At 60.9% G+C, this 26,433-nt stretch carries 22 protein-coding genes; 5 read left to right on the top strand and 17 right to left on the bottom strand.

Annotated features, from left to right (window positions below; all coding sequences use genetic code 11):
* Window positions 1-35 precede the first annotated feature (35 nt).
* The 7 genes from BEN48_RS09620 to BEN48_RS09595 form a co-directional block, all read right to left on the bottom strand.
* On the bottom strand, window positions 36-416 hold the full coding sequence (locus BEN48_RS09620) for a PH domain-containing protein (RefSeq protein WP_070734426.1): 381 nt from the start codon (window positions 414-416) through the stop codon (window positions 36-38).
* Between the two features lie 165 nt (window positions 417-581).
* Window positions 582-1,034: a WapI family immunity protein gene (locus tag BEN48_RS18745; RefSeq protein WP_125932569.1), complete on the bottom strand. Its 453-nt coding sequence runs from the start codon at window positions 1,032-1,034 to the stop codon at window positions 582-584.
* Window positions 1,035-1,103: 69 nt separating this feature from the next.
* A complete protein-coding gene (locus tag BEN48_RS09610) occupies window positions 1,104-2,411 on the bottom strand; it encodes a cystathionine gamma-synthase family protein (protein WP_070734422.1) in 1,308 nt (435 codons plus the stop codon).
* 324 nt (window positions 2,412-2,735) lie between these two features.
* Window positions 2,736-2,900, bottom strand: a complete 165-nt coding sequence (locus tag BEN48_RS19115) for a hypothetical protein (RefSeq protein WP_158010142.1) — start codon at window positions 2,898-2,900, stop codon at window positions 2,736-2,738.
* Between the two features lie 73 nt (window positions 2,901-2,973).
* Window positions 2,974-3,432 carry a hypothetical protein gene (locus tag BEN48_RS09605; RefSeq protein WP_070734420.1) on the bottom strand — a complete coding sequence of 153 codons (459 nt, stop codon included), beginning with the start codon at window positions 3,430-3,432 and terminating at the stop codon, window positions 2,974-2,976.
* A gap of 120 nt (window positions 3,433-3,552) precedes the next feature.
* Window positions 3,553-3,768, bottom strand: coding sequence for a hypothetical protein (locus tag BEN48_RS09600; protein WP_070734418.1), 216 nt, complete (start codon window positions 3,766-3,768; stop codon window positions 3,553-3,555).
* Between the two features lie 126 nt (window positions 3,769-3,894).
* Window positions 3,895-4,812 (bottom strand): DUF58 domain-containing protein, encoded by a 918-nt coding sequence (locus tag BEN48_RS09595; RefSeq protein WP_070734417.1) that lies wholly within the window; start codon window positions 4,810-4,812, stop codon window positions 3,895-3,897.
* Between the two features lie 316 nt (window positions 4,813-5,128).
* On the opposite strand from BEN48_RS09595, the gene BEN48_RS09590 reads away from it, so the two are divergent.
* Both BEN48_RS09590 and ychF read left to right on the top strand, forming a co-directional pair.
* Complete coding sequence (locus BEN48_RS09590) at window positions 5,129-5,497, top strand: DUF3276 family protein (RefSeq protein WP_070734415.1); 369 nt, start codon at window positions 5,129-5,131, stop codon at window positions 5,495-5,497.
* A 166-nt stretch (window positions 5,498-5,663) separates the two neighbouring features.
* A complete protein-coding gene (ychF, locus tag BEN48_RS09585; RefSeq protein ID WP_070734414.1) occupies window positions 5,664-6,764 on the top strand; it encodes a redox-regulated ATPase YchF in 1,101 nt (366 codons plus the stop codon).
* A gap of 184 nt (window positions 6,765-6,948) precedes the next feature.
* Here ychF and BEN48_RS09580 read toward each other — a convergent pair whose 3' ends face one another.
* The 4 genes from BEN48_RS09580 to BEN48_RS09565 all read right to left on the bottom strand — a co-directional run bounded on the left by BEN48_RS09580 (window position 6,949) and on the right by BEN48_RS09565 (window position 12,573).
* Window positions 6,949-8,352: a M48 family metalloprotease gene (locus BEN48_RS09580; RefSeq protein WP_070734413.1), complete on the bottom strand. Its 1,404-nt coding sequence runs from the start codon at window positions 8,350-8,352 to the stop codon at window positions 6,949-6,951.
* Window positions 8,353-8,468: 116 nt separating this feature from the next.
* Complete coding sequence (locus tag BEN48_RS09575; RefSeq protein WP_070734411.1) at window positions 8,469-9,929, bottom strand: M48 family metalloprotease; 1,461 nt, start codon at window positions 9,927-9,929, stop codon at window positions 8,469-8,471.
* 109 nt (window positions 9,930-10,038) lie between these two features.
* Complete coding sequence (locus BEN48_RS09570; protein ID WP_158010141.1) at window positions 10,039-11,373, bottom strand: type IX secretion system plug protein; 1,335 nt, start codon at window positions 11,371-11,373, stop codon at window positions 10,039-10,041.
* A gap of 93 nt (window positions 11,374-11,466) precedes the next feature.
* Window positions 11,467-12,573 carry a porin gene (locus BEN48_RS09565; protein WP_070734408.1) on the bottom strand — a complete coding sequence of 369 codons (1,107 nt, stop codon included), beginning with the start codon at window positions 12,571-12,573 and terminating at the stop codon, window positions 11,467-11,469.
* 465 nt (window positions 12,574-13,038) lie between these two features.
* Here BEN48_RS09565 and BEN48_RS09560 point away from each other — a divergent pair, with 465 nt between their 5' ends.
* The 3 genes from BEN48_RS09560 to BEN48_RS18125 are packed head-to-tail and all read left to right on the top strand — an operon-like array spanning window position 13,039 to window position 14,754.
* A complete protein-coding gene (locus BEN48_RS09560; RefSeq protein WP_070734407.1) occupies window positions 13,039-13,776 on the top strand; it encodes a ferritin-like domain-containing protein in 738 nt (245 codons plus the stop codon).
* 40 nt (window positions 13,777-13,816) lie between these two features.
* On the top strand, window positions 13,817-14,164 hold the full coding sequence (locus BEN48_RS19960; RefSeq protein ID WP_083320930.1) for a ferritin-like domain-containing protein: 348 nt from the start codon (window positions 13,817-13,819) through the stop codon (window positions 14,162-14,164).
* A complete protein-coding gene (locus BEN48_RS18125) occupies window positions 14,119-14,754 on the top strand; it encodes a ferritin-like domain-containing protein (protein WP_094122947.1) in 636 nt (211 codons plus the stop codon). Before BEN48_RS19960 ends, BEN48_RS18125 begins: the two co-directional genes overlap by 46 nt.
* A 242-nt stretch (window positions 14,755-14,996) precedes the next feature.
* On the opposite strand, the gene BEN48_RS09550 is transcribed toward BEN48_RS18125, so the two are convergent.
* From BEN48_RS09550 to katG, 6 genes are all read right to left on the bottom strand, one after another.
* A complete protein-coding gene (locus BEN48_RS09550) occupies window positions 14,997-18,140 on the bottom strand; it encodes an efflux RND transporter permease subunit (protein ID WP_070734405.1) in 3,144 nt (1,047 codons plus the stop codon).
* Window positions 18,141-18,306: 166 nt separating this feature from the next.
* A complete protein-coding gene (locus BEN48_RS09545) occupies window positions 18,307-19,395 on the bottom strand; it encodes an efflux RND transporter periplasmic adaptor subunit (RefSeq protein WP_070734403.1) in 1,089 nt (362 codons plus the stop codon).
* A 61-nt stretch (window positions 19,396-19,456) separates the two neighbouring features.
* Window positions 19,457-20,734, bottom strand: a complete 1,278-nt coding sequence (locus BEN48_RS09540; protein ID WP_125932567.1) for a TolC family protein — start codon at window positions 20,732-20,734, stop codon at window positions 19,457-19,459.
* A gap of 109 nt (window positions 20,735-20,843) precedes the next feature.
* A complete protein-coding gene (locus tag BEN48_RS09535; RefSeq protein ID WP_070734399.1) occupies window positions 20,844-22,211 on the bottom strand; it encodes a sensor histidine kinase in 1,368 nt (455 codons plus the stop codon).
* Between the two features lie 128 nt (window positions 22,212-22,339).
* On the bottom strand, window positions 22,340-23,017 hold the full coding sequence (locus tag BEN48_RS09530) for a winged helix-turn-helix domain-containing protein (protein WP_070734397.1): 678 nt from the start codon (window positions 23,015-23,017) through the stop codon (window positions 22,340-22,342).
* A 217-nt stretch (window positions 23,018-23,234) separates the two neighbouring features.
* On the bottom strand, window positions 23,235-25,436 hold the full coding sequence (gene katG, locus BEN48_RS09525; RefSeq protein WP_394330931.1) for a catalase/peroxidase HPI: 2,202 nt from the start codon (window positions 25,434-25,436) through the stop codon (window positions 23,235-23,237).
* Window positions 25,437-26,433: the final 997 nt, after the last annotated feature.

Raw genomic sequence — 26,433 nt, 5'->3', positions numbered from 1 at the left:
CGGCTCACAGCCAGCCTTGCCGCTTTTGAGCCGGGCTAACCCAACACATGCTGCGCCAGCACCCGCTGCACGTCGTAGATGTTCACGCCGCTGCTGAATTTGCGGGTAATGCTGGGCAGTGTTTCGCTCGATACCCAGATTTTTAGCTCGGCATCCAGGTCCAGGTGGCCGGCGGTTTCGATGCTGAAGCGGGAAATGCTCTTGTAGGCTATTGACAGGTACTCCGATTTTTTGCCCGTCAGGCCCTGCTTGTCCACCAGAATTAGCCGCTTGGTGGTGAAAATGAATACGTCGCGCACCAGTTTAAAACCAATTTCAATGGTTTCGCCACTGGCCAGCAGCATGCCGTAATCGGTGGTGAGGTCGGCGGGTTGCACAGCACCCGCATTATCGAGAAGTCCGGAAAAGAAGCCCATAGTGGTCAGGAATTAAGGTGTGTGCAAGGATAGGAAGAATAACTGAGCCATCGTTCTGGGGCAGTAGGAAATTGCTCAATTTTAAACGAAAAGAGCCTGCCGCTGATGAAGCGGCAGGCTCTTGCGTTTTTTTGTGGTATTGTGTTGCACCAGCCCAAGGACTAATTATAGATTTATTCCCTTCAGGTTACCGTATTTTTTTACAATTAGGTCTAGCTCAAGAAGGGTCATCTGCACAAAAGTCTGGTCAGATTGAAACTCAAAATCTAGTGCGTTACAGTATTCATTCCCCTCAGAAAATTTTCCGCGAATAGTAATGTGGCCCATGGCATCATACTGAACGGTGAGAGCCAAATTGCCTTCGCATGAAGTGTAAGCCGCATTACCTGCGATGCTTTCGTTGCATTGATGGAGTTGCTGATGCAATGCGAATATCTCGCCCGTTGACGTCCACACAGTCGCCTTGGCTTGAAAGCAGCTTGACTTAATTGTTAGGCTTACTCGAGCATCGTAGCCTCCCCAATGGCTGGTTGTTTCTGGAAATCCATAAACTTCATCAATGGCAAAACAAATAGAGTTGCCACCGTCCCCCTGAATTGAAAAGCCTTCTTTTTTCATTATTTGGCGCGGTGAATTGCTTTGCTTTGTGGACACGGGGCCAAAGCTCGTGCCCACAAAGCAAAGCAACTACGCCAATTCCATTTCTCGCTCTTTCACCACGCCCACGGCCTCAAAGGCCTGGCTGATGTCCAGCATCAAATCCTTGGGGTCTTCTACGCCGATGCTCAGGCGAATCATTTGGGGGGTGATGCCCATTTCGGCCTGCTCTTCCAGGGTGATGTCCGAGTGCGTCATGGTGCCGGGGTGTTCGGCCAGGCTTTCGGTACCGCCCAGGCTCACGGCCAGCTTGATGAGCTTCAGGGCGTTGAGAAAGCGGAAGGCTTCGGCCTCGCCGCCCTTGATGTCGAAGGAAATCATGGAGCCGGGCGAGAGGCAGTGGCGGCGGTAGATGTCCTGCTGGGCCGGGTTGTGCTCAAGATGGGTGAGGTAGTAGGTGCGCGCCACCAGCGGGTGCTCGCGGAGCCAGTCGGCAATTACCTGGGCTGATTGTGCGGCCCGCTCCATGCGCAGCTTGAGGGTTTCGAGGCTGCGCATGAGCATCCAACCGGTGTTGGGGTCGCACATGGTGCCCATGAAGGTGCGCATGGCTTTAATCTCCTTCATGAGGGGCTTGCTGGCGAGGGCCGCGCCGGCAATCAGGTCGGAGTGCCCGCCGATGAACTTGGTGGCTGAGTACAGCACCACGTCGGCGCCGTGCTTGAGCGGGTGCTGAAATACCGGGCCCAGGAAAGTATTGTCCACCACCAGGCGAATGGGGTGTTCGGGCGTGCTGTGCTGGCGGGCCAGGGCGGCGCAGGCCTCCAGGTCCACGAGGTGGTTGGTGGGGTTGGCGGGGGTTTCCACGAATATCATGGCCAGGCGGCCCTGTTCGATGCCGGCCACCTGGGCCGTTAGCTCTTCGGGCGTGGCGGTGGGGCGGAAGCCTACCGCCGTGATGCCGAATTTGCGCAGCACGTTTTTGAGGAAAAAGTCGGAGCCGCCGTACACGGGCTCGGAGTGCAGCACCACATCGCCGGGCTTGAGCAGGGCCAGCAGCGTGGTGCTGATAGCGGCCATGCCGCTGGCAAAGCTGGCGGCTTCCTCGGCGCCGTCCCAGAGGGTGAGGCGGTGCTCCAGAATTTCCAGGCTGGGGTTGTTGAGGCGCGAGTAGATGAGTCCCATTTCCTCGTCGGGGTCGGCCTGGCGCAGGCCGTAGGCCAGCTCAAAGAAGGCTTTGCCTTCTTCGGCGTTTTTGAATACGAACGTAGACGTTTGAAAAATAGGCGGTTTGATGGCGCCTTCGCTCCAGGCAGGGGTGTAGCCGTAGCTCATCATCAGGCTTTCGGGCCGCAGGGTTTGGCCGCTTATCTGGGCGTGTTCGTGAAGTTTGGACATAAAAAATGGGGTGGGTGGGAGGGATGGTTTCGCTGTGAAGGTAGGATTTTTTCTGAAGCCTTCCCGTGAAAGCTCCCCGGTCACAGAAGGTGCGCACCCTTTCCGATAGCAGGTCGTGAGCTTTGTGTTGTTAGGTTATATGATTGATAAATAGGATTATGCACTGCTGTCTAAACGCTCCTGTTCTGTCTCGTCGGCTCAGCAGGACAGGCATTGGCTGTTGAGGAGTACGGCCCAAAAAAAAGCATTCCGACCGGATAGTTATCCGGTCGGAATGCTGTGGTTATGCAAAATAAGCAGGCCGCTGGGCGGCCTTGCCCGCTACTACGAGCGCCGCTGGCGGTAGGAGTCTACTTGCTGGCGCAATACGGCCAGGAGGCTGCCGTACCGCTGCTGTGCTTCTTTCCGCCGCTCAAGCTTTTGCAGGCGGGAATTGATCAAATCAGAGAAGTCCTCTACAGAATAGCAGCGTTTGGGCGTGGTGGTCACGGGTGCAGCAATAGGTAATTCAGCAAGCCAGCCCTGCAGATGCGCAGTAACTGTCGGGCTTTAAAATTAGCAATTAAAAACGGAATAACGGCCGCGCCGGATTCCAGATTCCCCAAGGAATCATGAGCAGTATCAGTAGCAGGGCAATGCCGAAGTACAGGAAAGCCCGCTTGTGCTTGGCCGTGTGGTCGCTGGTTTTTTTAACGACAATGCGGCCCACCTGCGCCACAATGGCGGCCAGTATCATCACGGCCACGTGCTCCATGCCGAAGAAGCGGGCAGTGGGGTCTTTCATGGCGCCGGCTTGCTTCATGGCGTTCAGGCCCCAGGGGCTCACGCCAAAATATAGCCCGAAGCCGATGAGCACCTGCAGCCAGGTGAAGCCGGAGAAAGCAGCACCCATGCCGTTGTCGGCCCCCACAAAGGCGCGGCGGCCCGACCAGCCCACGTAGGCACGATACACGGCAATGAGACCAAAAAGGAGTACGAACCAACGGGACCAGGAGTGCAGCAACAGAAGGGTGGAGTACATAAAAAGGGGAAAAAGGAAACGAAACAACCAGCAATAACCTACCCACGGGGCAGCTTAAGCCAGCACTGCCGGCAAACATACGGGTTGCTGCCCACTGAATGGCCCAGCCCGTAGCACCGCCTAATGTTTCGGCAGTTTAGGGTTGGCCTTTTCCTCGGCCAGCCGGGTGCGGATAGCCACAAAAATGGCCACAAACATGGAAAAGAAGGGCAGGAGCACCCCCAGCGCGTACCAGCGCCAGAACGACCGGCCGTAGCTCGCGGCAATGTAGCCCGTGACGGGGGCAAACAGCACCAGGGCGCCCACCATAACTATCGTAAATTCCAGGGGAGGCATGCGGATTGTTGGGATTGAATAACTATTTAAAAGCGGCCGGGTAGTCAGTTGGACGCTGTTGCTTGTCCGTCATACCATGAGCTCCGCACTGACAATTAGCAACAGATAACTAGCACCTGAGCGGTCCTACCGGACTTTGCCGCGCTTCACCAGATAGGCATACAGGACCTTCTCGAACGGCTCGCGCACGTCCACGGGCACGAAGTCGATGCGCAACTGCCCGCAGCGCAGGGCCAGTTCCTGCTCGTAGGCCGTCATGGCGGCGCGGTACTGTTCTTTTATCTGGGAGGGCTGCAGCTTGATTTCGAGGCCCGTCTCGATGTCTTCGAAGATGTAGGGACGCTCGGTGAATTCAAAATCGGCCTCCGTAGCCCGGTCGAGCACGTGGAACAGCAGCACCTCGTGGTGCTGGTGCTTGAGGTGCTGCAGGGCCGCCAGGGCCGCCTCCTGCTCGGCGGAGCTGCGCCCCAGCATGTCGCTGAAAATGATGACGAGCGAGCGTTTGGGAATCTGCTGGGCAATGGCGTGGATGGTGCCGGCCACATTGGTGCCGCGCACGGTTTTGGGAGCGGGCGGGCGCTCCAGCAGCTGTTGCAGGGCCAGCAGCAGAATGTGGCGGTGGGTGCTGGTGGAGCGCACCGGCGTTTGCAGCTCCACGGTTTCGGCAAAGGTCACGAGGCCCACGGCGTCGCGCTGCCGGGTGAGCAGGGTGGTGAGCGCCGCCGCCGCCAGAATGCTGAATTTGAGCTTATCGTGTCCCGGTGCGGGGTAGTACATGCTGGGGCTCACGTCGAGCAGGATGTGTGCGCGCAGGTTGGTTTCCTCCTCGTACCGCTTCACGAAGAGCTTATCGGTGCGGGCAAATACTTTCCAGTCGATGTGGCGCGTGCTTTCGCCGGGGTTGTAGAGGCGATGCTCCGAAAACTCCACCGAAAACCCGTGGTACGGCGACTGGTGCAGCCCGGTAATAAACCCGTCTACCAGCTGGCGAGCCAGAAACTCGAGGTTTTCGAAGGAGCGGATGGCGGCAAGGTCGATGGGCATGGCGGCAGCGTTTTAGCGCATAAAGAACGTTGTAAAAGCACAGCTAGGCCAAGCGCAGCCAAACGATGTGCCGAGCGCAGCCGTCCGTCATGCCGAGCGGAGCCGAGGCACCTCGCGAGCCACCACCAATCCAGTAGATTGAAATAGTGACAGCAAGCGAGATGCTTCGGCTGCGCTCGGCATGACCTTCGGTTTAGGCGTTCCAGCTACCAACAGCCCAGCCCGGCCTACCGTTTGGCTTTACGTCATCTTTCGTAAGTTAGGCCTTTCATTCAACACAGATTCTATTTCCCACTCATACCCCAACCCCATTCCCGTGGACGACCGTCACGACCAGGAAGAAATTTATTCCCAACGCATCAAAGCCGGCAAGCGCACGTACTTCTTCGACGTGAAAGCCACCCGCGGCCAGGATTACTACCTGACCATCACCGAGAGCAAGCGCCGCCAGAACGGCGACGACTCGGTGTCCTACGAAAAGCACAAGATTTTTCTCTACAAGGAGGACTTTATGAAATTCGTAGATGCCCTGCAGGACGCTGTAGAGTATGTTCGGGAGGAACTGCTGTCGCCCGAGGAAGTTGCCGAGCTTGACCGTCCGCGTGAGTACGACGACCGGGACCGGCCCCGCCCCGAATTTGAGCGTCCCGCCTTCGACCCCAATAAGAGCGAGGAGAACTACTAGGAAAAAGCTATTAGCTAAGGGCTGTTAGCTAATAGCTTTTGTTAAGATATCAATGGCGCGAACGGGCAATAGTCAGTTCGCGCCGTTTTGCGTGGCGGCAGGCTGTACCTTTGCGGCCGAATGAGCGAATTCTTCATTCCTAATTATCAATTCTTAATTAAAAAAAATGGGCCTCCGCTGCGGTATCGTCGGCTTGCCGAACGTCGGTAAATCCACCCTTTTCAACGCACTTTCGAACGCCAAGGCCGAATCGGCCAACTATCCGTTCTGCACCATCGAGCCCAACGTGGGCGTAATTACCGTGCCCGACGAGCGGCTCCAGATTCTGGAAGCCCTCGTGAACCCCAAGCGCGTGCTGCCCACCATCATCGAGTTTGTGGACATTGCCGGCCTCGTGAAAGGCGCCAGCAAGGGCGAAGGCCTGGGCAATAAATTCCTGGCCAACATCCGCGAGGTGGATGCCATCATTCACGTGGTGCGCTGCTTCGACGACCCCAACATCGTGCACGTAGCCGGTGGCGTAGACCCCGTTTTCGACAAAGACGTTATCGACACCGAGCTGCAAATCAAAGATTTGGAGAGCATCGATAAGAAGCTGGTGAAATCGGAGCGTAGCGCCAAAGCCGGCGACGCCGTGGCCAAGAAGGAAGTAGCCATCCTGCAGCGCTTCAAGGCCGAGCTGGAAGCCGGCCAGAACGCCCGCGCCCTCAACGCCACGCCCGACGAGCTGGAAGCCGTAGCCGACCTGCAGCTGCTCACCATCAAGCCCGTGATATACGTGGCCAACGTGGACGAAGCCAGCATTGCCAGCAACGGCAACAACCACGTAACCGCCCTGCGTGAGCACGTGAAAGCCGAAGGCGCCCAGGTGGTGCTGGTATCGGCGGCCATCGAAGCGCAGATTGCCGACATGGACGACCCCGAAGAAAAGGAAATGTTCCTGGGCGAATACGGCCTCACCGAGTCGGGCCTGAACAAACTCATTCGGGCCAGCTACGAGCTGCTCAACCTGATTACCTACTTCACTGCCGGCGTGCAGGAAGTGCGCGCCTGGACCGTGCACCGCGGCGACAAAGCCCCCGCCGCCGCTGGCGTTATTCACTCCGACTTCGAGAAAGGCTTCATCCGCGCCGAGGTAATCAAGCTGGCCGACTACCAGGAGTTCAAAACCGAAGTGAAAATCAAGGAAGCCGGCAAAATGGCCGTAGAAGGCAAGGAGTACGTGGTGCAGGACGGCGACATCATGCACTTCCGCTTCAACGTCTAAGACCACGGATTAGCACGAATTTTAGCGGATTTCACGGATTTTGTGAACGATTTCCTGCCCGTCAGAGGGCTAATCGAGATTCAGGAAAACAAAAAAGGCTTGCCAGTTGGCAAGCCTTTTTTGTTTTGATTTCAACGGCTACAAAATCCGTGAAATCCGCTAAAATTCGTGCTAATCCGTGGTCCTATTGGCCCACCGACTTGTACAGCATGCCTTTGCTCAAACGCGTGGAGCGCTGCATGCCGTTGAGAATGGCCAGCTCCTCGTGGCGGCTGGTGGGCACACCACTGGCGCTCAGGGCCTGGGACAGGGTCTGGCTGCCGGTGGCGGATTTAATGCGGATTTTCTGCGACTGGCGGTTGAGCTTGCTGGCGTCGGTGAGGCGGGCGAAGCCCCGGGCCACGCCGTAGAAGGCGTTGTCGTAGGTAGAGAAGGATGCCGGGGCCGTGAGGCCTACAATGCCGTAGTAAGTGCTGCCGTCCTGAATGACGTGGGCCAGCACGGCGGCACCGGCCTGGCCCTGCTGGGCAGCCTGCTCACCCTGCATTACCACGGCCGGGAAGCCGTTGACAGTGGTGCGCTGGGCGTTCGCCGACTGCAAACCGATGGCCTTGGCCAGGCTCTGCGCGGCTTCATCGAGCGAGTTTCCGCCAGCGGGCACCAGTACTATCATGGCTTTACCATTGGGCTCGGCCATCTGGAACTGCGAGGGCGAGTTCTGCGACTTCCAGCCCGAAGGAATGGGCATACGGAACTTCAGGTCGGGGTGGTAGAATACGCCGCCTTCCACGTAGCCCTGGCGCGGGTCTTCGCCGTAGGGCAGGCCGTCAATCATGCGCAGGTAGGAATCGCGACCCACGTTCAACTGGCGGCCGCCGGCGTTTTGCTTGGCCTGGGCGGCCAGTTTCTTTACCGTAGAGTAGCGGTCGGCGGAGTTGGGGTGCGAGGAGAGGAAGCCCGGGATGGCGCCGCTGCCACTGGCTTCCTGGTTCCGCTGCAGCGTCTGAAAGAAGTCGGCCATCTGGCTGGCATCGTAGCCAATCTTGGTCGAATACTTCACGCCCAATTGGTCGGACTCCCGCTCGTCGTCGCGGCCGTACTTGAGCATGCCCAGGCCCACGCCCTGCTGAATGATGCCGCCCACCGACTCCATTACGCGCGGGGCCACAATGGAACCCAGCAGCAGGCCAATTCCTGCGGCGGTAGAGCGCCGCTGCTGGCTCTGGCCGTGCCTCGCCGTGATGTGACCCAACTCGTGGCCCAGCACGCCGGCAAACTGGGCCTCGCTGTTGAAGTGGGCCATGATGCCGCGCGTGAAGTACACGTGGCCGTCGGGAGTGGCAAAAGCGTTGATGATGGGCGAGTCCACGATGGTAAAGCCGTAATCGCCGGGGCGGTCCGATACCTTGTTCATCTGCTGGCCTTTGGTGTCGATGAGGCGCTGCAGTGTGGGGTTGTTGTAGAGCCCGAACTGGGCCAGCACCTGCGGGTCGGGCTTGGGGCCCTGGGTGCGGCTGGTGGGCACGGCGCTGATGAGCGTGAGGGGCAAAAGCAGCGCGGCACCGGTACGAAGGAAGGAAAATTTCATAGGTCTGAAGTAAAGCTGAATGCGCCGCAGGAACTGCGACGGCTGGGCTTAAAACGCATGGCCTGCATCAGGGTTGCGGGCCATGCTCGGGCAACCTTAAACCAACATGGTGCCAGTTATTTGCCCACCACCTTTATCAGCATGCCGGCATTCACTTGCTCATTGAGCTGCATGCCGTTCAGAATGGCCACCTCTTCCAGGCGTTTTTCGGGCACGCCGTTGCTGGTGAGGGCCTTGGACAGGGTGCTGCGCAACTTCAGCTTCACAATCCGGACGCGTTCGGGCTGGCGGTTGAGCTTGTCGGGCTCGGTGAGGCGCTGGAAGGCCTCGGCCACGCCCGTGAATTGCGGGGCGTAAGCAGGGAAGTCGGCCGGCGCGGCCACGCCCAGCAGGGCATACAGCGTTTTGCCGTCCTGAATGACGTGGCCCAGCACCCGTACGCCGGCCACCTGCTGGCCGGTTTGGGGGTCCTGCTGCACCTGGTCGGCCACAAAGGCCAGGGCGGGGAAGCCGTTGATGGTGGTGCGGCGCGAGTCGGTGGGCTGCAGGCTGAGCTGCTTGGCAATGGCCTGGGCGGCTTCGTCGAGGGAGTTGCCGGGGGCCGTCATCAGAATGAGCAGGGCCTTGCCAGCGGGGTCGGCCATCTGGAACTGCTGGGGCGTGTTCTGGTGCTTCCAGCCGGCGGGCACGGGCATGCGGAACTTCAGCTCGGGGTGGTAGAACACGCTGTTCTCCACGAAGCCCTGCTTGGGGTCTTCGCCGTACACCATGCCGTCGATGAGGCGCAGGTACTGGTCGCGGTTCACGGCCAGCTTGGGGTTGCCGTTGGCGGCCTTCCACTTATCGGCCAGCTGGTTCACGGTGGTGTACCGGTCTTCGGGGTTGGGGTGGGTAGAGAGGAAATCGGGAATGGGCTCAGCCTGGGACTTCTGCTGCTGGCGGGCCAGCGTCTGGAAAAAGTCGGCCATCTGGCTGGCATCGTAGCCTATTTTGGACGAATACTCCACACCCAGCTCATCGGACTGCCGCTCGTCGTCGCGCCCGAATTTCAGAAACAGCAGCTGCATCCCCTGCATGGCCTGGTCGCCGAACTGCGCCACCTGGGGCGAGAGTATCATGGCGCCCATCAGGCCCACCTGGCCCAGTATGGCCTTGGTTTGCTGCCGGGCCGAGTGCCGCGCCGTAACGTGGCCGATTTCGTGGCCCAGCACCCCGGCAAACTGCGCTTCGTTGTTGAAGTGAGCCATGATGCCGCGCGTGAAATACACGTAGCCGCCGGGCACGGCGAAGGCGTTTATCACCGGCGAATCGACCACCTTGAACTGGTATTTCAGGTTGCTGCGGTGCGAAATAGCCGCCATTTTCTGGCCCTTGTCGTCGATGAACTTCTGCATCTTCGGGTCCTGGTATAAGCCAAACTGGGCCGTCACGGCCGGGTCCGACTGCGCGCCCATGGCTACTTCCTGGCCTTCAGATACCAGAATAACTTCTTTCTTGCCCGTAACGGGGTTCACGGCGCAGCCGCTCAACATCAAAAAGGCGGCCGCGCCAAGGCGCAGGGTATGACGTGTTTTCATAGGTGTGAGGCACCCGGCACCCGCCAGCGGACCAACTGCGGCCCGCCCATCGAGAGCTGATGGTGTGCGCTAACAAACGAAACTGAACGCGGCAGGTTGTAACGCCCTGCTAAAGGCGGCTGTTGAAGCCCACGGCCTGGTAGCCGATGAGCAGGTCGGCGCGGGTTCCGGGCGGGCGGTAGTACACCAGTAAGTCGTACTGGTTTTCGGTCTGCTGGTGGGTGCCTTCGAAGTACACTTCGTTGGGCACGGCGCCCCGGGCCCCGGCCACGGCAAAGCTGTAGTTGTAGTACCCCTGCTTGAGCAGGGCGTGGCCGGTGTACAGCTGCTTGCCCTCGTCGTAGGCCAGCCGGAACTCGTCTTTCAGCTGCCAGTCGGTGAGGGCGCCCAGCACGTACACCGGGCCCGGCGCGGGCTGCGCGGCTTTGAGCTGAAAGGTCACGTCCACGTAGTCGGCGTTCACGTCGCCGTTGCCGAACTCCCTGCTCTCGAACACGCGCTGGCCGTTGGCGTCCTGGTACTGGTTGTAGGCCTGGGTGCTGCGGGAGGTTTCGGGCAGCAGCAGGGCCGTGGCGGGCACGGGGCGTGGGTCCACGCTCAGCACCCCAATGCCAGCGGCCTGCACCGAGCGGATGTCAAAATAGCGGTACTCGCTCAGGCCGGGAAACGCGTTTTCAAACCCAAAGTACTGGTACTCCAACCGGCGCTCGGCGTCGCGCACAAAGGTGGGCCGCAGGTTGTACTTGGCGTTGTCCCAGCGGAAGTTCTGGCGCAGCACCACCTTCACCTCCGACACCGGGTTCACCAGGTTCAGGCCGGCGTAGCCAATGCCGAAATCGAGCTGCTGCAGCGTGTAGCGCTCCTCGCCGCCCACCACAATGCCGGGCTTAAGGGCCACCTGCACCTGGTTTTCATACACCAGCAGCCGGCGCGACACCACCGGCACGCTGCCCGCGCTCTGCACCACCAGCAGGTAGTTGCCGCTCAGCTTCACGCCGGGCGCCCGCATGCGGTAGTGGTAGTAGGGCACCTTGCCGCCCACCCCAATCCGAAAATCGGTAATCAAAAACTCGTTTATCTCGCTGAGGAACTGCAGGTCGGTGAGAATGGAGGGCTGCCAGTTGGCGTCGCAATGAATGATTTTGGCCGTGTAGCGCTGGCTTTGCTCGCCCAGCACGTCAAACTCCAGCGCGATGGCCTGGCTGCGCCCCAGCGGCACCACCGGCGGTTGAAACACCTCGTTGGGCTGGCCCGTGGCCACGTAGCACTGCACGCTGCGCACATCGGGCGAGTACGTGTAGTCCTGGTAGCGCAGGGTTTTGTCGGCGTAGTACTCGGGGGCCTTCTGGCTGCCCGCCGTGGTTGGGCTGGTGCTGGTGATGGGCGTGCCCAGCGGCACGCAGGCAGTGGCAAGCAGGAGGGAGGCAAAACGGAAAATGCGCATGGCGCGAAAGTACGGATGCATCCGTTGCCCCGGCATCGGCGGGCTGGCGCAGGTGCCTGGCAAAGGCCTCACCCGCGCGTTGCCGGCCCGCCCTTACAGCGACAGCGCGATGGTGCCCGTGAGGTTGCCGTAGGTGCGGGCCGAAGACTGTTTGGCAGGGAAATACAGCGAATTACGACCATTAAGTACCTTGCCTTCGAGCCGTACCAGCACGCGGCGGGAGGGGGCGTAGTCGAAGTTGAGCGAACCGCCCCGCACAAAGAAATCGGGCTCGGCGGCCTCCGGGCCGGCATCGCGCACCACCACACCGTTTTTGGCGAAGTAATACTCGCCCCGCAGCGCCGCCGTGAACGGGCTGCCGGGCTGCCGGCCCAGGCGGTAGCGCAGTATCAGCGCACCGGTGTGCCAGGAGTCGTGGCCCTGGCCGGCACGGCGGGCCTGCTGCGTACCGATATCGAACAGCGCCAGCACCGACAGGCGTGCCGTGGCCGTGTAGGTCAGGTAAAAATCGTGGAAGTAACGGCGGAGTTTCCCCGAGTCAGTGGGCTGCTCGTTGCCGTAAAACGTGCTGGAGTTGAGCAGCCAGCGGGCCGAGGGCCGCCACTGCACCTGCGTGCCCAGCGCCTTGGCCCGGTTGGTTTCGCGGATGTTCTGCCAGCCGTTGAGGGCCAGCGCGGTCAGCGTCCACTTCGGGCTGGCCTCGTAGGTGAAGCGCGCCCCGGCTTCGTAGTAGGGCGAGCCTTCGGCGGCCAGCGAGTGCGTGAGCGTCCAGTTGTTTTGGGAAATAGCCGACTCGTAGCCGATGTGCGAGCCGAAAACGCCCACGTCGAGCCAGGCCCGACGCAGCGGGCGAAAGCCCGCGTAGGCTTCGTAAATGTGTTGCAGTACCTGCGGTTCGGCCGCGTAGTTGGCTTCGGGGTAGGTACCGGCCTGCAGGCCCAGGGCCCCGCGCACGCGGCCGTCGTCGTACCGGGCCCCCACCAGCGCCTGGTTCACCGTGAACTCGTTCTGGCGGTTGTGGGAGTAGAGGAAGCCGGGGCGGCGCGTGTTGGTGGGAGCCGGAGAATCCAGCCCAAAATAACCGTCTACGTAGCCGTAGAGCTGCACGGTAGCGGTGGTGTCGGCGGCGGGCAGCTGGGCAGCAGCGGGCCGGGCCAGCCCCAGGGCCAGCGGAAGCAACAGGAGCAGGAGGGGTTTCATAAAGAAGCGGTGACGGCGGGACCGTAGGCGACGGATTGTGGCACCCGTAAAGCAAGTGCCTGGGGAGGGACATTGGGGAGCAAACCGGAAATATTCTCCGGCCCGGATGCTCATTTCGCAACCTTTATTTTTTTCGTTAGCATGTAAAACTATCATTTTCCGCTGCGCCTGCAATTGGCCTGGGGCGTGCCGGCCGGTAGCAGGCCGGCTGCTCCACCTCCAATGGGGGACTTCATCCACTTTGGCCAACAGTAGAGAGTAAGGAGTTTGTACGCTCGCCTCGGGCGCAGCTGCCGAGTAGGACAACGCTGGTTGCTATAAACAACCGAATGCGCGCTAAGGGCGTATGCCATTCCATTGGCGATTTATTCTCTGATTTTTAAAGGGTTGCTCCTTGAGATTTAGCGAGTATAATCCCCACTGCAGCCCTTGTTGCTGATTCTTTCCTCACCATATCACTGCCCCATGTCCAGCCCGATTTCGCCCCCAGGCAATGCCCACCCACAGGCCGCGCCGCCGCTCTACGCGCCCATCAAGCGCCGCTCGTTTTTCCTGTATGCCGGGGCCACGGCGGGCGCTACGGCGCTGGTGCTGGCGGGCTGCAACGACGATTCCGATAGTGGCCCCAACACCGTGAACGTGGGCACGGGCGATACGGGCGTACTCAACTACGCCTACGCCCTGGAACAACTCGAAGCGGCCTTTTACACCGAAGTGCGGAAGGGTAGCTACTACGCTGGCGCGGTCGCTTTCGAAAAAACAGTGCTCGACGACCTGTACTACCACGAAGTCATCCACCGGGAGTTCTTCAAAGCCGCGCTGGCCGGCAACGCCATTAAAACCCTGGAGCCCGATTTTTCGGGCATCGACTTTACTGTGCGCCTGGCCGCGGCCGGCGCCGCCAAACTGGGCGTGCTCGATGCCGCCAAAGCCTTCGAGGACCTGGGCGTGGCCGCCTACAACGGGGCCGGCAAGTACCTCACCGCGAAAGACAACCTCACCCTGGCCGGCAAAATCGTGTCGGTAGAAGCCCGCCACGCGGCACTCATTCGCGATTTCATTGCCAACAACACCTTCGTGGGGCCCGACGTGGTGGACAATGCCAACGGGCTTGAGATTTCGATGGAGCCAGCGGCTGTTGTGGCCAAGGCCAACGCCTTCCTGAAGGAAGGCTCCAAGCTCGACGTTTCGGGCATTCGCTAGCCGTGGGGCTGGTTTCACCACCTACTTATTTCGCTTTTATATGAATGTATTTCAGCTTATTTCGAGCCTTGAACAGGTCGACCCCGAAGTATATGGGCGGTTCGATTCGCGCCGCCAGGTGTTCCGGCGTTTCTCCCGCGTGGGCAAAGCAGTGGCCGCCACTACGGCCCCGCTGCTGCTGGGGTCGATGTTTCAGCGGGCCTACGGGCAGGGCACCGCGCTGCCCGCCGACATCGCTGCCGTGCTCAACTTTGCCCTAAAGCTGGAGTACCTGGAAGCCGCGTTTTACAACCGGGGCCTCAACTCGGCCGGACTGGTGCCCGCCGGCGGCCGCTCACGTCCATTACCCTCATCAGCGCCGACGAAAACAAGCACGTCAGCTTCCTGAGAGCGGCCCTGGGCAGCCAGGCCGTGCCGGCGCTGGTGGAAGGCACCGCTCCCGGCAACCTCGACTTTTCGGGGTCCAAAGGCGGCACCCGCGCTGCGCTGTTTCCCACGGTGTTCAGCAGCTTTCCCACGTTTCTGGCCGTGGGCCAGTCGCTGGAAGACACGGGCGTGCGGGCTTACAAAGGCGCCGCGCCCGCCCTCCTGGCCAATAAAGTCCTGCTCGAAGCGGCCCTCAATATTCACTCAGTCGAAGCCCGCCACGCCTCGCGCCTGCGCAGCCTGCGCCGGGGCACCACCGGCCCCGGCCCCACGGTCCCCATTACCCCCACGCCCAAAAGCTGGGTGTCGGGCGACGAGGGCGGCGGGGCCGCCCCGCCCACCACGGCCCCCATCTACGGTCCCGGCACGCCAGCCGCGTCTTTTCCCGGGGAAGCCAACGTTACCCAGGGTGGCATGAGCCTGACCGGCATTCCCGCGCTGGCGGCGCTCAACCTGCCCGCCGCCGCTTTCAGCGAGGCCTTCGACGAACCCCTGGATACGGCTACCGTGGCCAATATCGCCCTCACCTTTATTGTGGGCAATACTTTCTAAGAAGCTGCTTGAGCTGGTTTATGCCATCATGAGTTGTTTCAAAACATCATGCTGAGCGCAGCCGAAGCATCTCCACCGCTGCAGTAAACTGATTACTCCTGGGGTGGAGATGCTTCGGCAAGCGGACGCCAGATGAGCATGACTGTTTCAAACGGAGTTTCCACTTATCTTAAACAGCTTCCCTCCTTGGTGAGCTATGTTACTGGCACAGGCGCTGCGGCTGGCTACTGCCCTCATGGGGGCTATGCCAATTGCATGGGGTGTGCTGCTACCGGCGCTACGGCCGGGGGCTGAGCCTGACTAACACCACGATAAAACCAGCGGAACACGAGCGGAAAAATCAGCAGTGTGAGCACCGTGGCCGATACCAGCCCGCCGATAACGACGATGGCCAGCGGCTTCTGCGTTTCGGAGCCGATGCCGGTGCTTAGCGCGGCCGGAAACAGGCCAATCATGGCCATGAGGGCCGTCATCACCACGGGGCGCACGCGAGAGGCCACGCCCTGGCGCAAGGCCTCGTCGAGGGAGAGCCGGCGGCGCAGGTTTTGTTTGAACACGGTGATGAGAATTACCCCGTTCTGAATGCAGATGCCGAACAGGGCGATGAAGCCGATGCCGGCCGAGATGCTGAAGTTGACGCGCGTCAGGTGCAGGGCCACGATGCCGCCGATGAGGGCAAACGGCACGTTGACGAGTACCAGGCCAGCATCCTTGCCGTTGCCGAAGGTGATAAACAGCAGGATGAAGATGATGACCAGTGCCACGGGCACCATCTGCGTGAGGCGCTCGGTGGCCCGCACCTGGTTCTCGAACTCGCCGGCCCAGGCAATGCTGTAGCCCTTGGGCAAGTGCACCTGGGCGTTTACCTTCTTCTGGGCCTCGGCAATGGTGGAGCCCATGTCGCGGTCGCGGATGCTGAACTTGACGGCAATGAAGCGTTGCCCGTTGTCGTGGTAGATGGACGCCGGGCCGTTGAGCGTGCGCAGGCTGGCTACTTCTTTCAGGGCCACCCGGCCGCCGCGCAGGGTAGGCACGCGCAGCTCCCCAATCTCGGCCTCGGTGCTGCGGTACTGCTGCGGGTAGCGCACCCGAATGTCAAACTTGCGCTCGCCTTCGTAGAGCTGGCTGGCGGCCTTGCCCCCAATAGCCATCTCTATCACGGCCTGGGCGTCGGCGGTGGCCACGCCGTAGGTGGCCATGCGGTTTTGGTCGAGCACCACGCTCATCTCGGGCTGGCCCAGGTTGCGCAGAATGCCCAGGTCCTTTACCCCGCGCACCCCGCGCAGGATGGTGGCCACGGAGTCGGCCTTGCGGTCGATGGTTTCCAGGTCGGGGCCGAATATTTTCACGGCCAGCGAGGCGTTGATGCCCGCCACGGCTTCGGCCACGTTGTCGATGATGGGCTGCGAATAGTTGAAAATGATGCCGGGGTACTGGCGCAGCTGCGCGTCCATCTCATCGATGAGCTGCTCTTTCGTGATTTTCCGTTTCCACTCCTCCTGGGGCTTGAGATTGACCTGGCACTGCACGTAGTACATGCCCGAGGGGTCGGTGCCGTCGTTGGAGCGGCCGGTTTGCGAGAGTACGCCGTTTACTTCCGGAAACGAGCCGAGAATCTTGCGGAATTCGCCTACCTGCTTGGTCGTTTCGGTGAGCGACGTGGACATGGGCAGCTTGGCTTCTACCCACAGCGCGCCCTCGTTCAGCTCGGGCAGAAACTCAGAGCCCAGGAAGTTGAACGAGTACAGCGCCGCACCCATCAGGCCGAAGGATACCACCAGGCTCAACGCCCGGTTGCGTAGCGTAAAGGCAAAGCCGTTGACAACTATCTTGTCGAAGAAGTTGACAATGGGGTTGTTTTTCTCCCGCACGTTTTTGTTGAGCAGGATGCTGGCCAGTACCGGGACCAGCGTCAGGGTGAGCACCAGGGCACCTATGAGGGCAAAGCCCAGCGTCCAGGCCAGGGGCGAGAACATCTTGCCTTCTACTTTTTCGAAGGCGAAGATGGGCAACAGGCAGGTGAGGATAATAAGCTTGGAAAAGAACACGGCCTTGCCCAGCTCGCCGCCGGTTTTGCGGATGAGGCTGCGCTTGGCCAGCTTGTTGAACACCGGCATGCCCACCTTATGGGCCTTGTGGTCGAGCACCACAAAAATGCCCTCCACCATCACCACGGCCCCGTCGATGATGATGCCGAAGTCTATGGCACCCATGCTCAGCAGGTTGGCACTCATACCCTTCAGGCGCAGGCAGATGAAGGCAAACAGCAGCGCCAGCGGTACCACCAGCCCCACGATGAGCGTGGAGCGCCAGTCGGCCATAAACAGGAACACCACCAGCGTGACCAGCACAATGCCCTCGAGCAGGTTGTGAATCACCGTGGTCGTGCATTTGTCCATCAGCACGTCGCGGTCGTAGAAGGTCACCAGCTGCACGCCCTTGGGCAGCACCTTGGTATTGAGCTCCTCAATTTTGGCCTTGACGCGCCCCAGCACCTCGGCCGGATTTTCGCCCTTGCGCATAATCACAATGCCCTCCACCACGTCGTCGTCAGCGTTGAGGCCGGCCTGGCCCACGCGGGGCAGGTGGCCTTCACTTATGCGGGCCACGTTGCGCACCAAAATGGGCGTGCCGTTGAGGTGGCTGACAATGATGTTGCCGATTTCTTCGGGGTTTTCGAGCAGGCCGATGCCGCGCACCACATAGGCCTGGCCGTTTTTCTCAATCACGTCGCCGCCCACGTTCACGTTGGAGCGCTGCACGGCCTGGAATACCTCCAGTGGGGTCAGGTTGTACTTCTGCAGCAGGGCGGGCTCGGCCGTGATTTCGTACACCTTCTTGGTGCCGCCAAACGCGGCAATGTCGGCCACGCCGGGCACCGCCTTGAGCTGGCGCTCCACCACCCAGTCCTGCAGCGTCAGCAGCTCGTTGGTGGTGCGGCCCGGGCCCTGCACGGTGTAGCGAAAAATCTCACCGGTGGGGCCATAGGGCGGCTGCACGTGGTTTTCGCAGTTTTCGGGCAGGCTCACGCCGGCCAGCAGGTTGTTGACCTGTTGCCGGGCGTAAAAATCTTCCACGTCGTCGTCGAAGTTGATTTTGAGCACCGACAGGCCAAACATGCTGATGGACCGCATGTTGGACTTCTTCTGCACCGAGTTCATGGCCACCTCAATGGGCACCGACACGAAACGCTCCACCTCCTCGGCCGAGCGGCCGGGCCACTGGCTCACAATGATAATCTGCGTGTTGGTGACGTCGGGAAACGCCTCAATCGGCGTGTGCAGGTAGCTATAGGTTCCCCCCACCACCAGCAGGGCCGTGAGGAAGAAAATCAGAAAGCGGTTTTTCAGCGAAAACCCGACAATGCCTTGGATGAGCTTGTTCACGGAAAGAATAATGAGTTATGAATTATAAATTATGAATGAGGCAAAGCGCCGCCACGCGGGCTGGTTCAGGCCGATACCGGACTGAATTATGAATCAATGAGCAGCCGGCTTCACACTTGGTCTTATGCTTATAATTCATAACTCATAATTCATAATTGCCCTTAGGTCAGTCGTTCAACTGGTCGTATACCAGCAGCTGGTTGCGCGTGATGATGCGCTCCCCGGCCCGCAGGCCGCTTTGCACGTAGCTTACCTCGCCCACGGTATTGGCCAGCTCCACTTCACGGGTCTGCACGTGGCGCCTGTCTTTGTACACGAGCACGAAATGGCGGTTTTTATCGAAAATGACGCAGCGGGCGGGCACGGCCAGCAGCTGCTGGGCTTCGGTGTGGCGCACGCGCACCTGGGCGTACATCTGGGGCTTGAGGCGGTAGCCGGGGTTCGGCAGACGGATGCGCACCTTCATCACCCGGCTCTCGGGGTCGAGCACGTTGAAGACCTTGTCAATTTTGCCCATGAAGTGCTCGTTGGGGTAAGAGAGCGTGGTCACTTCGGCGGCGTAGCCTTCCTTCACCTTGGAAATGTCGGACTCGAATACATTGGCCATAATCCACACGTCGTCCAGGTCGGCAATGGTGAAGAAATTGTCCACATTAGAGTCGTTGTACTGCATGTTCTCGGTCACGTTCTTCTCGGTAATAAAGCCCGAAATCGGCGCCTGAATGGTGTATTTTCCATCAGATGTCACGCCGTAGATGCCGAGCTGCTTGCGGCTCTTGCCGGTGTTGCCCACCGCTTTTTCCAATTCCTTGCGGGCCAGCACCACCTCGCGCTCCGAGGCCAGCCCGGCCCCAAACTGGTCTTCCAGCACCTGCAGGTTTTTGCGGGCAATGGCCAGGTCGGTGGCGGCCGCACTGCTTTGGTTCTGCAGGTCGGCAATCTCGCCGCTGCGAATCACGGCCAGCACCTGGCCTTTGGTCACCCGGTCGCCCAGCTCCACGCGCAAGTCTTCCACCACGCCGCCCACCAGGGGGTATACCCGGGCCGTGCGGTCGCCGTTGGAATTTATCAGGCCCGACAGGGTCAGCTCGCTGCGCACGGATTCCAGGCGCACGGTGTCCAGCTCCAGTTGGCGTAGAATGGTGTCGGAAAGCACAAAGGTCAGCGGAGCCGGCGCAGCCTCGGGCTGCGTGTTTGAGCACGCGGCGAACAGCAGGGCCAATGGGAGCAGGCTGCAAAGGGAAATCGATTTCATGAAGTCAGAAAAAAAAGGCTGCGCGTAGCCACCAGAAAAATAGAATTAAGCCACCGCCGGGCTACTCGGCCCGGAAGAGAAAGCGCCCCACGGCGAAGTTGAGCTGCTCGAAGGCCCGCACGCGGGCTGCCCGGAGCTGGTTGAGCTGCACCACGTTGGTTTTATAGCTCTCGTAGAAATCAAGGAATTCCACAATGGTCAGGTTGCGCTTGGCGTAGCTCTGCTCAATGCCGGTCATCAGGCGCTCGAAGGCTTCGGTGTCGCGGTCGGTGCGCTGGTAGAGGCGGTCGGCCTGGTCGGCCAGCTCATACGCCTGCGCCACCTGGCTGCGGGCCAGCAGCACCTGCTGGCCCAGCTCGGCCTGGCTGCCCTGAACCAGCGCCTGCGCCGTGCGAATGTTGCCCTGGTTGCGGTTGAACAGGGGCACGGCCATGCCCACGGTCAGGGCGTTATAGTTCTGAATGTAGTTGCCGGCACGGTCGTAGGCATAGCCCAGGGCCAGGTCGGGGGTGGCCAGGGCCCGTTGGAGGCGCACGTTCTGGGTTTGCTGCTCCACCGCCGCCTGCCGGGCCTTCAGGTCGGCGCGGCCGGCCTGGGCCGAGTCAGCAAGCTGCGCGGCAGAATAGCCGGCTAACGAGAGGCCCCGCAGGCCCGCATCGTTTACTACGGGTCGGTACACCGTGGCGCCTTCGTCGTGCAGCAGCACCCGCAAATCGGCCTGCGCGGCGGCCATGGTGGCCCGCAGGCTCTGGCGCTCGTTTTCAAGCTGAAATAGAAAAGCTTTGAGACGGATAACTTCTTTCAGAGCCACGTTGCCCTTGTCGTACTGGCTCTGATACTGGCCCACGGTGCGTAGCAGCGACCGGATTTCCTCATCGTACAGGCCCAGCGTGCGCTGCTGGAAGTGCAGGTCGTAGAAGGTGGTGCGCAGCTGGTAGCGCAGGGTGCGCAGCAGGTCTTCGAAGGTGAATTGCTCCACCAGCGCATTTTGCCGGGCCACGTTGGCTGCCGCTCGGCGCCGCCCGGCCAGGGCAAAGAGCTGCTGCACCTGCACGATGGAATTGCCGGAACGGGTGACGTCCAGCACCCGCCCGGTCTGGGGGTTGTAGGTGTTTTGCTCCAGGTACACCGTGGGGTTGTCCCAAAGCCGGGCCTGCAGTATCTGCGCCTCGGCCGCCGACACGTTGTAGCGCTGGGCCACCAGGCTCAGGTTGCGCTCCACGAAGCGCTGCTCCGCTTCGGGCAGGAGCAGGCGTACCGTATCGAGCGGAGCAGCGGCCTGCACCAGCCCGCTGCCGTGAACCAGCAATAAGAAACCAAGCCAAAAAATCCTTCCCATGTTCAAGTAGTAGCGTAACTGAGCGCAAGACTACCGGCAATGGATTAGAATAGGATTAGAGACACATTAGAGACGCATTAGAATGCGCTGAATTGGCTGAAATAAGACATTATGAAGTAGGCAGCAGCACGGTTGCTTCGGTACCATGGCCCAGGCGCGAGGTCAGGAGCAGCTCGCCGCCGTGCTGCTCCACAATCTTGCGGGCCAGCGGCAGCCCCACGCCGTGGCCGGTTACGTCCCGGGCATTGGCCGCCCGGTAAAAGGGCTGAAACACCCGGCCCAACTCCTCTTCGGCAATGCCCACTCCCTCGTCGCGGATGCGCACCTGTACCCGGCCGGACTCGTAGGTCAGGTCCACGGCCACGGGGTGCGGGGCGGAATACTTCAGGGCATTCTCGAGCAGGTTGCTCAGGGCCCGGACCAACAGCACCCGGTTGCCGCTCAGCTCCAGTTGCTCGGGCTCGTGGGGCAGCTGGCCGGTGCGCATCCGCAGGCGGGCACGCCATTCCGGTGGCACGGCCGCACAAGCCTCACTTAGCAGCTCATCCACCCGCAGGCCTTCTTCCTGCTCGGGCAGGCGCACCTCGGCCTGCGCCAGCTCCAGCAGGTGGGTAATAAGGGCCTTAAACTTGGTGAGGTCGGCCAATAGCTCGCCAAAGGCTGCCCGGTAAGCCGCCGGCTCCCGGTCGCGGGCCAGGGCCAGCTGCACCTCGCCGATGCAAGCCGCCAGCGGGGTGCGCAGCTCATGCGAAGCGTTGCTCACAAAGGCCCGCTGGGCCGCAAAGCTGCTTTCGAGGCGGTCGAGCAGGCGGTTGAAGGTGCCGGCCAGCCGCGCAATTTCGTCGTGCTGGCTGCCCGATACGTCGGGGGCCACGCGCCGGTGCAGGGCGTAGGCGCTGATGCGCTCCATCTCGTCGTTGAGCGCGGCGATGGGGGCCAATGCCCGGCCCGCAAACAGGTAGCCCACGCCGTATATGACCAGCAGGCTGGCCACAAATACCACCGCCAGAATGGTGGCCAGGTACTGCATTCGGGCCCGGCCGTACACGTTTTCGGCCCCGGCCACTACCACAAACGTGCCTTGGTTGTCGCGATGCAGAATGCCCACGGCCAAGCGGAGGCCGTCCTCAAAATACACCTCCTCGCCCGTCACAATGCGGGCCAGCACCTGGGGCGGTACCTCCAGCCGCAGGTCTTCCAGCAGGAAGCGCGGTTCACCCTGGGCATCGTAAATCTGGATTATTTCCTCGGTAAGGGTGCGTTGATACCGTTTTTGAAATTCGCGGAAAGTGTCCGTGCGCAACTCGTCTTTTTCCAGAAAAATAAACGCCGCTACTTCGGCCCGGTCCCGCAGGCGCTCCCGGAATTCGCGCTGTCCATACTCGTATTGCAGCGCAAAGGCCGTGGAAAGTACGGCCAACAGGATAACGGCCACCACAGCTACGAAAAGCCCAGTCAGGCGGTTGCGGATAGTCATGGGCAGTACAGGGGTAGGGAAGTGCGCAAGGGGAAGTGCGCAAGGGAATGAGGCGTATAATGTGGGCGTTGCGTGTGCCGTGGGAGCAAACAACAGGGCCAGAGAGCCAGCTCCCTATGGCACCGCTTTTAGTCTTCCTGCCGCAACACGTAGCCCGCCCCCACCACCGTGTGAATGAGCTTGGTGGGGAAGCCGTGGTCTATTTTCTTGCGCAGGTAGTTTACGTACACGTCAATGACGTTGGAGCCCGCTTCGAAGGCTTCTTCCCAGGCCCGCTCGGCAATTTCGCTACGGGTGAGCACCCGGCCGGGGTGGCGCAGTAGCATTTCCAGCAGGGCAAACTCGCGGGTAGTCAGGCGAATGGACTGGCCGGCCCGGGTCACGCCGCGCGTTTCCACGTCCAGGGTCAGGTCGGCAAAGGCGAGCCGGGTGCCCTTGGCCTGCGGGCTGCCGCGCCGGGTAAGGGCCCGTACCCGCGCCACCAGCTCGGCAAAATCGAAGGGCTTGACCAGGTAATCGTCGGCGCCGCCCCCGAAGCCCAGCAGCTTGTCGGTGGTGGTGCCCAGCGCCGTGAGCAGCAGCACGGGCACCTGCGCGTCCTGCGCCCGCAGGGCCGCCAGCACCTCCAGCCCGCTCTGATACGGCAGAATCACGTCCAGAATTATCAGGTCGTAGGCCTGCGACAGAGCCAGTTGCTGGCCGTAGCGCCCATCGTAGGCCACGGTCACGGTCATTTGTTCTTCTTCCAGCCCCCGGCGGATAAGGGCCGAAAGCCGGGGGTCGTCTTCCACCAACAGGATATTCATGGGCACACACTAAACAACGGGGCAGGCATTCATGCCCCGGTTTAACAAAATAAGCACCGCCCCACTCAAGTACAGCACCTCCGTCAGGCATTCGCACAGGACCTGCTTCAGCCAGCCTGCATCAACAAAAAAAGGTGGCCTTGCGAAAGGCCACCTTTTCTATAGATATCATTCGGCAGCTGTTGCAGTCAAAAGACCACGAGAGTTGCTGTGCTGACTACGCCCGGTCGAAGCGGCCGAGGTTCATCACCTTGGCCCACACGGCCACGAAATCCGATACGAACTTCTCGTGGGCATCGGAGCAGGCGTACACTTCGGCCAGGGCCCGCAGCTCGGAGTTTGAGCCGAAAATCAGGTCCACGCGCGAGCCAGTCCACTTCACGGCGCCAGTCTTGCGGTCGCGGCCGTTGAAAGTGTTCTGGGCGTCGGAGGTGCTGGCCCAGGTCGTGTTCATGTCCAGCAGGTTCACGAAGTAGTCGTTGGTCAGCGCACCCGGACGGTCGGTGAACACACCGTGCTTCGACTGGTCGAAGTTGATGTTGATGGCGCGCAGGCCGCCAAACAGCACCGTCAGCTCGGGCGCGCTCAGGGTCAGGAGCTGGGCTTTGTCAACCAGCAGCTCTTCGGCTGCTGCCTTGTGGTGGGGCTTCAGGTAGTTGCGGAAGCCATCGGCGGCCGGCTCCATGGCGGCAAACGACGCCACGTCGGTTTGCTCCTGCGAGGCATCGGCGCGGCCGGGGGTGAAAGGCACGCTCACTTCCTGGCCCGCGTTGCGGGCAGCCTGCTCCACGCCCACGCCACCGGCGAGCACCAGCAGGTCGGCCATGGAAATCTGCTTGCCGCCGCTCTGGGCGCCGTTGAACTCGCGCTGAATGCCTTCGAGCTTTTGCAGCACCTCCGCCAGCTGGGCGGGGTTGTTCACGGCCCAGTTGCGCTGGGGCGCCAGGCGCAGGCGGCCACCGTCGGTGCCGCCGCGCTTGTCGGAGCCCCGGTAGGTAGAGGCCGAGGCCCAGGCGGTAGACACCAGCTGGAACACGCTGAGGCCGGAAGCCTGAATCTTCTCTTTCAGCGCGGCCACGTCCTGGTCGTTCACCAGCGCGTAGGTCACGGTCGGAATCGGGTCTTGCCAGAGCAGCTCCTCGGTGGGCACTTCGGGGCCCAGGTAGCGCTCCTTGGGGCCCATGTCGCGGTGCGTGAGCTTAAACCAGGCGCGGGAGAATGCATCGGCAAACGCGTCGGGGTTTTCGTGGAAGCGGCGCGAAATCACCTCATACGCCGGGTCGGCGCGCAGGGCGATGTCGGTGGTGAGCATGAAGGGGGCGTGCTTCACGGCCGGGTCGTGGGCATCGGGTATGGTGCCCGCGCCGCCGCCGTTCACGGGGCGCCACTGGTGCGCGCCGCCGGGGCTCTTGGTCAGCTCCCACTCGAAACCAAACAGGTTGTCGAAGTAGTCGTTGCTCCACTTGGCGGGCGTGCTGGTCCAGGCGCCTTCCAGGCCGCTGGTGATGGTGTGCTCCGAGTGGCCCTTGCCGAAGCTGTTGCTCCAGCCCGTGCTCATCTCTTCGAGGCTGGCCCCAGCGGGCTCCATGCCTACGTGCTCGGCGGGGCTGGCCGCGCCGTGGGTTTTGCCAAAGGTGTGGCCGCCGGCAATCAGGGCCACGGTTTCCTCGTCGTTCATGGCCATGCGGCCAAAGGTCTCGCGAATGTCGCGGGCCGAGCGCACGGGGTCGGGCTCGCCGTTGGGGCCTTCGGGGTTCACGTAAATGAGGCCCATCTGCACGGCGGCGAGGGGGTTGTCCAGCTCGCGGTCGTTGGTGTAGCGCTTGTCGCCGAGCCACTCGGTTTCGGGTCCCCAGTAAATGTCCTGCTCGGGCTCCCACACGTCGGTGCGGCCGGCGCCGAAGCCGAAAGTTTTTAAGTTCATCGACTCCAGGGCACAGTTGCCGGTGAGCACGATGAGGTCGGCCCAGGAGATTTTCTGGCCGTACTTCTGCTTGATGGGCCACAGCAGGAGGCGGGCCTTGTCGAGGTTGGCGTTGTCGGGCCAGCTGTTGAGGGGGGCGAAGCGCTGAGCGCCCGAGCCACTGCCGCCGCGGCCGTCGCCGATGCGGTAGGTGCCGGCGCTGTGCCAGGCCATGCGCACGAAGAACGGGCCGTAGTGGCCGTAGTCGGCCGGCCACCAGTCCTGCGAGTCCGTCATCAGGGCAAACAGGTCCTGCTTCACGGCGTTCAGGTCGAGCTTCTTGAACTCTTCGGCATAGTTAAAGTCGGCACCCAGCGGGTTGGAGGGCGCGGCGTGCTGGCGCAGGATGCTCAGCTTGAGCATGTTGGGCCACCACTCGCGGTTGGTGCGGCCGCCGCCGGCGCTCTGCTTCACCGCGCCGCTGCTGAAGGGGCACTGGGCAGCAGGCACGTTCATCTCAAACAGGATGGAGTTTTCCGGGGGCAGGTCGTGCAGGTTGTCTTTCATGTTCAGTTGATTTTGAATGTCTTGTGCTTCGCGTTTTGATGCTCCATAACCCAGCGCTCCGTTGCGGCAGGGCCCCGTCAGCGTGAGGTAAGGCGGCTGCAGGGTGCCGATGCCGCCGCGCTGGGCAACTCAGGATTGCTACAAATTTACAACCGCTCCAGCCATAATAAAAATTCATTTAATTGATGAATTTATAGTCTAAGCTTATACTGACGAAAAAGCTTCAGCCATCATCTTACCGCGGTATCGGGGTTTGTGTAGATGGCGCAGCCCTGCTCACCTCATCCCTGCCAGGCCCGCTCCCCCAGTGCAGACGTACTGCTCTACAACTGCAACTACCGCCGGCGTAAGTAAGCGGTGGGGGGTAGGAACCAGCAGCAGCAAACAGCACCGGAGTCGGCACCCCCGTCGCCAGATACGCCTGCCCCGTCCCCCCACTTGATAGCTTGGGCTGCTGGCTGGCGAGTTGCGGCAAGCACGCCAATTTGGGGAGTATCCCGCAGTATGTTTGCGTACTAAGGAGTGCTTGCCGCAACTCGCAGGCTCAGCGAGTTGCGGCAAGCCAAATGTTATGTGCAACATGCGCAGACGACAACCAAGACAAAAATGACAGACATATTCTTTATAATTTTTGTAGTTATTGCAATCGGACTCTTCGGTGGACTTCTCTATTTAATATATCTTCCTTTTAAAAACCGACTAAGAAAATTTGGTAAACTCACCGACAAATTAAACCGACAAATCAATTTGACAATTATTATTTCTCTTTGTTTGATTGGCATTGTCCTTTATAGCTTCAAGGACTACAGAACATCAAGTAAGGAGAGACTTGAAAAAGCATCTGATGTAACTGATGTTACGCGGTGAATTGGGCTAGTTGCTGGTGCATGGCTTTGAGCCCAGTCAAATAGAGTTGAGCTTTTAAGCGAAAATGCCCCAGGCCGAA

The organism is Hymenobacter glacialis, from assembly GCF_001816165.1.
Lineage (GTDB): Bacteria > Bacteroidota > Bacteroidia > Cytophagales > Hymenobacteraceae > Hymenobacter > Hymenobacter glacialis.
The sequence above is the reverse complement of the archived record's forward strand: the minus strand, read 5'-3'. Positions and strand labels throughout refer to the sequence as shown.